The sequence below is a fragment of the Sulfuriflexus sp. genome (genome assembly GCF_032250955.1).
Classification (GTDB): Bacteria; Pseudomonadota; Gammaproteobacteria; order AKS1; family AKS1; genus Sulfuriflexus.
This window is the reverse complement of sequence record NZ_JAVVES010000027.1, coordinates 25335-32841: the sequence shown is the minus strand read 5'-3', so window position 1 is coordinate 32841 and position 7507 is coordinate 25335. Positions and strand designations below refer to the sequence as shown.

Here is a 7507-nt window from a genome sequence, read left to right as displayed (position 1 = left end):
ACCCTGATACGCTGATAGCTAAACAGCCTATCGAGAGAGATACAAGGTCGGATTAGCGCGAAGGCGCGTAATCCGACGCGAAAGTTAATAGCAGGAATGAAGTAAATTCACCGTAGGGGTCTAACCTGCGGAGCCCCTGAAATAATTCCATCACCGAATTTAGCATAGGCACGTCGGATTATGTATGTGAGCATACAGTATATCCGACCTACGGGGTTGATGGGGCATAAAAAAAGGGCCCTCTCGGGCCCCTTTTTATACAACGATAAAGCTTGTCTTAGAACTTCCAGGAATAACCAATTTCCACGGCGTTCTGGTACATCTCAATTCGAGATTCACCCGTACCTGGACCACTACCACCGAAGGCCTGCGGGAAATCACCACGCTCTTCATTGTTGAGAGCATGCATAAAGGCAACGTTTATCTCGTTATCATCCTTACCCGTTGGGCGGTAAGTGAAACCAGCCGTAATGTGGTCCTCAATAACCGCTGGTGCCAGAATATTAAAGGTAATCTCATCATTACCAATCGGCTGTTCGGTGTGGCTCACACCCAGACGGTAAGTAAAGTGCGCATCATGCTCATAGACCATGCCGAGCTTGAAAATGGTCATATCATCCCAACCAAATCCAAGTCCATTATTTGTGCCCAGGAACCCCTGACCTTCGGCAAATACATTAGCGCCGGAAGTCGTTGGACCATGGTTTGCAATGGAGTTCACATCACTGTAATCGATTTGTTGGATATCGAATGACACCGTTGTCTTTGGTGTTACCTTGGCAGCGATACCGATAGACCAGTTAGCCGGGATATCAAAATCACCCTGTTCGGCAAAGAGCTTATCGTATTTATCAAACTCGCCCATGTAGATCTTGGATGAGTAAGCGGCACCCAAGGTGACATTGTCACTCATCTTGCCCTGCCAACCGACGCGCAGACCATAGCCCCAGGCATCATCATATCCCTGGTTGGTCAAGCCTGCGTTTGCGGCTTTCGAGCCAACACCGGCACCTGTATTAGGATTACATGTACCATCACCTTTCAAACCACAGAAATTCTGCAGACCATAAGCCTTAAAGCGCTGGTAACCGACCAACAGGGAAGCACCCACCGTATGACTTTCGTTAATCTTGTAAGCAATGGTAGGGGCAAAAACCAGCTGCGCCAGATCAACGCCCAACTTACCATTCGAACCAAATAAATTTTTACCTATAACTGTGTCATCATCGTAAAACGTGTTCATACCACCATTAGCATAAATAGTGATACCGGCAGTCAGCTGGTCATCAATATTGCGGACATAGCCACCGGAAGGAATGATAAAGCCATTCATTCCGCTATCTGAATTCAAGTTCGTCCCCGTCGCCAATGCCGGGTTAGGGTTATTCTTAGCAAAGGCACTCTGTGCCTCACGAACCGGTGAAAACACCTCAACATTAAGGTCGGCACGCTCACCCACATGCGCCATACCGGCGGGGTTCACGGCAGCAGCCATGGAGTCTTGTGGCATAGCGGTGGTGGCGCCGGCCACACCGCGGGCCTTGGCGCCGTAGCCAATACCAAAGTAGCCATTAGTAGCGGATGCCGACATCGGCACCATGAAAGTAGCTGCGACGGCAGCGGCGAGCAAATGCTTGCTGGATTTCATTGAGTGTCTCCTCCCAAATTAAAGACAACACCTGGTTCAAAATTTGTTTAGATTTTATTAGTACACAGGCCGCTTCTGTGCCGGGACATATGCAATCTGAGACTGCCCATGTTGCGTATAACCTACACCCCTGTGCGTAATGGCAACAGTGTCTTTCTCTGCACGCATCAAGTCAAGCCTTTTACGTAAATATTTCTTCTTAGATGCTGATTTTATTATGATTATTAGTACATACTAATATTTATATTAACGTATTCTAATATTCAAGCCTGGGGCATTCACTTTACAATTACCGCGCGTGCCGACATTATTCAGGAAAATAACCCTTTAAAAATTAAAAGCATATCCCGCCAGAGGATTCAACATGTCGCTATCCAACCAGGAAACATTAAAAGCCGCTTTTGCTATCTTAATACTCGGTCTGGGCGTGGCAACGAAAAATGCCCATGCAGCGGGCTTTGCCATTATCGAGCACAGCGTCAGGGGACTGGGTAATGCCTTTGCCGGCAGCCCTGCCAATGCGGAAGACGCCTCAACGGTCTTTTTCAACCCGGCCGGCCTGGCTTACCTGGAGGGTTCGCAGGCCAATGTTGCCGCGCATATCATTATTCCCAGCGCCCGCTTCACTGATCAGGCTTCCACCCATTTCACCACCGCGCCACTCGATGTGAATAATGAAAATGGCGGTAATGCCGGGGTAACGGCTGTCGTACCCAATTTTTACTATAGTCGCCCCCTCAATCAACAATGGACATTCGGCTTCGGCATGAATGCCCCCTTCGGTCTGGCCACGGACTACGACAATGGCTGGGTGGGCCGCTACCATGCGCTTGCCTCGGAATTAAAGACCGTTAACCTCAACCCGTCACTGGCATTCAGGCCCAGCGATACCCTGAGTATCGGCTTTGGTGTTAATGCGCAGTATATCGAGGCGCGGCTAACCAATGCCGTGGATTTTGGTGGCATCTGCTTCCTCGGCGAGAATGTCACCATGACCTTGCCGGGCGGCACCTGTGCTGCGTTGAACCTGGCACCGCAGGCGAATGACGGTGAGGCCGAGGTGACGGGTGATGACTGGAGCTGGGGCTATAACCTGGGTTTCATGTGGCAGGCTACACCGCAAACACGCCTTGGCGCGGCTTACCGCTCGCGTGTGAAACACCGGCTCGAAGGCGAGGCCGAATTCCAAACACCCGCTAATGCCGCGGCAATTGCTGCCGCCCAGGGCCTGGTCGATACCGACGCAACGGCAAAGATCACCCTGCCGGACTCGCTGTCCATCGGTTTCAGTCATGCCATAGACGGCAAATGGTCAGTGAACGGCGACATCACCTGGACCAACTGGAGCCTGCTGGATGAACTGCGTATCGAGTTTGATTCCGTGGCAGCTGATTCGGTCGTTACCACCAACTGGCGAGACAGCAACCGCTATTCACTGGGCGTGAGTTACCGCCCCGACAATCGCTGGACCTGGCGCGCAGGTATCGCCCTCGATGAAAGCCCGATACCCGATGCCGCGGCCCGTACCCCGCGTATTCCGGACAATGACCGTACCTGGGTATCGCTCGGGTTCAGTTATCAATCATCTGACAAACTGACCATTGATGTTGGTTATGCACACTTGTTCATCAAGGATGCGAAGGTCAATAAAACTGCTGCCGGTGAAGACCTCTTGCGCGGTGCCCTTATCGGTGAATGGAGACTCGATGTGGATATCATCAGTGCCCAGGCACGTTGGGCGTTTTAGGGAATTGATGATTTATGATTGATGATTTCCTGGCTCACAGGATCCTATCGGCTCCATTGTGAGTACCCTACGCTTCCAGCGTCAGGGCAACCTCAACCATCTCCGATGGTTCGAGGCAAAAAGAAGCCCGGCGATGCCGGGCTTCTTTTATATCAAAATCGGAAATCCTATCCTGATTTAGATATACAAACAGATATCAGACTCACCGGCGAACTCGAAGAAGGTCGCGGCACCACCATATTCCAGGCCGTCAATAAAGTTGTCATGCGTGAAATCGAACAGGTCGACTGTCATCTGGCAACCAATCATCTTCACATCTGCTTCAATACACAGTTCGCGCAACTCTTCCACACTTGCCACGCCCTTGGATTTCATCTTCGCCTTCATCATGCTGGTCATGACCGCTTCCATACCTGGAAGCGCGGTACCCAGTACCGGGAACCACTTGTCCATGCCCATCGGCATGGGCATACCCGGGTTGCCCAGCGGGCTGACCTTCAGGTTCAGATCCTTACGCATCAACTGCAGACCGTAAAAGGTGAAAAATATCTGTGTCTCATAACCCAGCGCGGCCGCTGTTGAGGCAAGAATAAACGGTGGGTAGGCCCAATCCAGTGTGCCTTTGGTCGCGATAATTGCGAGTTTCTTTTCCGACATAATGACTCTCCTTGTGAGCTTTATGTTACTTGGAAGTCAGGCTCGTCGCGTCTGGGCCCAACAATAATGCCCAACTAGGCCTTCTTGATACGGAAAACGAATTTGCCGCCTTCTTCACCAGAGTCCAGGAGCTCATTACCTGTCTGCTTGGCAAAAGCCTCGAAATCCTTTACTGAACCCGGGTCAGTTGCAACGATGCGAAGCACCTGGTCTGTCGACATGCCGGCGAGGGTTTTCTTCGCACGCAGAATTGGCAGCGGACAGTTCAGACCGGATGCGTCGAGTTCTTGATCAAAATCAGCCATTTTTCAATCTCCTTACAAGATTTTTATCGTCAGGTGCCTGCGCTGGCAGGTCCCGGACAGGGATATTAGAATTAAAGGGTACACTTATATGATAAGTTTATAATAAAGGCAAGCCCGCACAGTTCGTGCCAGATCCACCAATAGCGAACCCGGAGTATATATTTACTGGCATCTGAACTGCAAAGCCCTTATTGTTGTCTTATATCAAGCCAACCTCATAATTCCCACGTGATTCATGAACTTACGCCTTATATATAAATCGCTATATCTACTGCTGGCATGCCTGCCGGCCTTGTTGCAGGCTGAAAATATTCGCTTGCCTGACATGGGTGACAGTGCCGGGGCGATACTTTCTCCCGAGCAGGAACAGCGCATCGGCACTGAGTTTTTGCGACGCATCCGGCTCAATTACCAGTTGATCGAGGACCCCGAGATCAGCGAATACGTCCGTAACCTGGGCAACCGGCTCGTGGCAACCAGTGACAATCCCACCCGGGATTTCACTTTTTTTGTCGTTGATGACTCACGGATCAATGCCTTCGCCGCTCCCGGTGGTTTTATTGGCATGAACGCCGGGCTTATCACGGCCAGTGAGTCCGAGAGTGAACTGGCCTCGGTCTTTGCCCATGAAATTGCCCACATCACCCAGCGCCACATCGCCCGGGCCTTTGAGGCACAAAGTAATCTCAACCTGCCAACCCTGGCCGGCATCATTGCCGCCATCATTATAGGTTCCCAAAACAGCGAAATGGGTCGGGCAACCCTTTCCGCCTCGCAGGCCGCCGCCATGCAGGCCCAGCTTGACTTTACCCGCTCCAATGAAAACGAGGCCGACCATATAGGCATCCGGACCCTGGCCGAGGCGGATTTCGATCCCCGGGCAATGACTGTATTTTTTGAACGCCTGCAACAGGCCTCACGCTATTATAGCCAGCCACCGGAATTTCTTAGTACCCATCCGGTCACCGTATCACGCATCGCCAATGCCCGTTCCCGCGCCGAGAGCTATCCTTACCGGCAATATACTGACAGTCTCGAATATCACCTCATCCGCGAAAAACTCCGTCCGGCGACCGGACAGCCACATAACGTGGCCTATTACGAAAAGCTTCTTGCTACCGGGCAATATAATAATGAAATCGCCACCCGCTATGGCTACGCCCTGGCTCTCAGCAAGGCCGGTCGCCTGGAGCAGGCCGAGGCCGAGCTCGATAAACTCCTCAAACAACACCCGGAGCAGGCAAATTTTCTCCTCGCCCGCGCCCGGCTCATGATCGAGGCTGGCAAAAACCAGGCTGGCCTGCAGGCCTTTCAACAGGCACTGAAGGTATATCCCCGGGACCACAGCCTGACGGTAAGCTATGCCCGTGCCCTGTTGCGGCTCGGCCGTGCTGCCGAGGCGCGTCAATTGCTGCACCAATATGTCCGGGAGCGCACACCGGATGCCTCGCTCTACCAGCTCTTGGCCGTGGCCGAGGGTGAAGCCGGATATCCCGTCGAGGCACACCAGTCACTTGCTGAACATCTCTACCTCAATGGCGAGACCCGAGCGGCCATCCGCCAGCTTGATATTGCCCTGGGCCTGAAGACAGATAATTTCTTTGAACTCTCGAAAGTACAGGCCCGCCGCGATCAACTCCGCCTGCTCGAACGTGAAGAAAATGCCAATTAGCGACCACCATGCTAATGCAGTTAATTAGAATTTTCTGATATACATCTACTCATAGATAGCACTTGCGATTGCCCGTCACTTCGGTATGCTATGGCTTACGTTGGGCATGGAAATACACAACTTACACCGCGTAAGGCTCGGGTTTTCTCTATAAATAACGATTATAAGTTAGCAAAGAGAAGCTGAAGTATTCCTAAACTTACGTAAACCATACTCTAAACAGAAAGACCTTAGGAGGAGAGCGATGCGGAATGTCGCAAAGAAAATAGCTACTGCCAGTGCAATTGCTGTACTGATGGGAAGCTTCACGCTTGCACCACAAGCTGTAAGCGCAAAAGAAATGACCTCTGCCGAAGCTGGCAAGAAGGTTGCTGAAAACCGCAAAAAAGGTAACTGCTTCGCCTGTCATGCTTATGAAGGCGCCGCAATGGCCGGTAACATTGGGCCACCACTGGTTGCTATGAAGGCGCGTTTCCCGGATCGCAACAAGTTGCGTCAGCAAGTGAGTGACCCGGAGTCAAACAACCCGGACACACTGATGATTCCTTTCGGTAAGCATGGCGTTCTTTCCGAGAAAGAAATCGAAAACGTCATTGATTGGCTTTACACACTTTAAGCCCCGTCTTTCATAGCAACGATTACAGAATAGAAAGGTGAAACACTATGGAACGTAGAACATTCCTCAAAGGCAGCATGGCCGGTAGCGCCGTTGCTGTAGCAGTGGGCGCAGGCCTGCTCACCCCGCAAAGCGTCCTGGCCGCCTGGCCAAAGGCCGCCTTTGAAGCCAAGGGCGTGGATAGCGCCATGAGCACCCTGTTCGGCACCACCGCCGCCGCGGCCAGCACGGATATCAAGATCAAGGCCCCGGACATCGCCGAAAACGGTGCCGTCGTACCGGTCAGCGTCACCGCCGGTCATCCAGGTATCGAGAGCATCTCGATTCTGGCCGCTGCCAACGCCTCACCGCTGTGTGCCAGCTTTGATCTCGGCAGCAGTGCAGAAGGCTTTGTCTCCACCCGCATCAAGATGGGCAAGACCTCGCAGGTCATCGCTGTCGTCAAGGCCGGTGGCAAGGTCTACAGCGCCAGCAAAGACGTCAAGGTGACCATCGGCGGCTGCGGCGGCTAACTAAGGCAAACAGGAATTCAGAGAGGAAATTATTATGTCTATTAAAATCCGCGCCACTGCAAAGCAGGACTCAGTCACGGTCAAGGCCCTGATGAGTCATCCAATGCACACCGGTCTGCAGAAAAACAAGAAGACCGGCGAGAAGATCCCGGCGCACTTCATTCAGGAAGTAAACTGTGAGCACAACGGCAACAACGTGCTGACGGCCCTGTGGGGTCCGGCGATCTCAAAGAACCCTTACCTGTCATTCAAGTTCAAGGGTGGCAACAAGGGCGACACCATCAAGATCAGCTGGGTCGACAACAAGGGTGAGAGCGCTTCGGAAGAAGCTCAAATCCGCTAAGCCAGCC

The 7507-nt window shown here is 52.2% G+C and carries 8 protein-coding genes; 5 read left to right on the top strand and 3 right to left on the bottom strand.

Going from position 1 to position 7507, the window contains the following annotated elements:
• Positions 1 to 277: 277 nt before the first annotated feature.
• Positions 278 to 1648 carry an OmpP1/FadL family transporter gene (locus RQ738_RS06845; RefSeq protein WP_314163209.1) on the bottom strand — a complete coding sequence of 457 codons (1371 nt, stop codon included), beginning with the start codon at positions 1646 to 1648 and terminating at the stop codon, positions 278 to 280.
• Between the two features lie 364 nt (positions 1649 to 2012).
• Between RQ738_RS06845 and RQ738_RS06840 the strand changes: the two genes are divergently transcribed.
• A complete protein-coding gene (locus tag RQ738_RS06840; RefSeq protein ID WP_314163208.1) occupies positions 2013 to 3395 on the top strand; it encodes an OmpP1/FadL family transporter in 1383 nt (460 codons plus the stop codon).
• A 177-nt stretch (positions 3396 to 3572) separates the two neighbouring features.
• Here the strand turns inward: RQ738_RS06840 and dsrE2 are convergent, their stop codons facing one another.
• Together dsrE2 and RQ738_RS06830 are read right to left on the bottom strand one after the other, a co-directional pair.
• Positions 3573 to 4052, bottom strand: a complete 480-nt coding sequence (dsrE2, locus tag RQ738_RS06835) for a sulfur carrier protein DsrE2 (RefSeq protein ID WP_314163207.1) — start codon at positions 4050 to 4052, stop codon at positions 3573 to 3575.
• A 74-nt stretch (positions 4053 to 4126) separates the two neighbouring features.
• Positions 4127 to 4357, bottom strand: coding sequence for a sulfurtransferase TusA family protein (locus RQ738_RS06830; RefSeq protein WP_314163206.1), 231 nt, complete (start codon positions 4355 to 4357; stop codon positions 4127 to 4129).
• Positions 4358 to 4592: 235 nt separating this feature from the next.
• Between RQ738_RS06830 and RQ738_RS06825 the strand changes: the two genes are divergently transcribed.
• The 4 genes from RQ738_RS06825 to soxZ all read left to right on the top strand — a co-directional run bounded on the left by RQ738_RS06825 (position 4593) and on the right by soxZ (position 7500).
• Positions 4593 to 6029: a M48 family metalloprotease gene (locus RQ738_RS06825; protein ID WP_314163204.1), complete on the top strand. Its 1437-nt coding sequence runs from the start codon at positions 4593 to 4595 to the stop codon at positions 6027 to 6029.
• 244 nt (positions 6030 to 6273) lie between these two features.
• Positions 6274 to 6645 carry a sulfur oxidation c-type cytochrome SoxX gene (soxX, locus tag RQ738_RS06820; protein WP_314163202.1) on the top strand — a complete coding sequence of 124 codons (372 nt, stop codon included), beginning with the start codon at positions 6274 to 6276 and terminating at the stop codon, positions 6643 to 6645.
• 47 nt (positions 6646 to 6692) lie between these two features.
• Positions 6693 to 7157 (top strand): thiosulfate oxidation carrier protein SoxY, encoded by a 465-nt coding sequence (gene soxY / locus RQ738_RS06815; RefSeq protein WP_314163200.1) that lies wholly within the window; start codon positions 6693 to 6695, stop codon positions 7155 to 7157.
• 31 nt (positions 7158 to 7188) lie between these two features.
• Positions 7189 to 7500: a thiosulfate oxidation carrier complex protein SoxZ gene (gene soxZ, locus RQ738_RS06810; RefSeq protein ID WP_314163216.1), complete on the top strand. Its 312-nt coding sequence runs from the start codon at positions 7189 to 7191 to the stop codon at positions 7498 to 7500.
• The last annotated feature ends 7 nt before the right edge of the window (positions 7501 to 7507 follow it).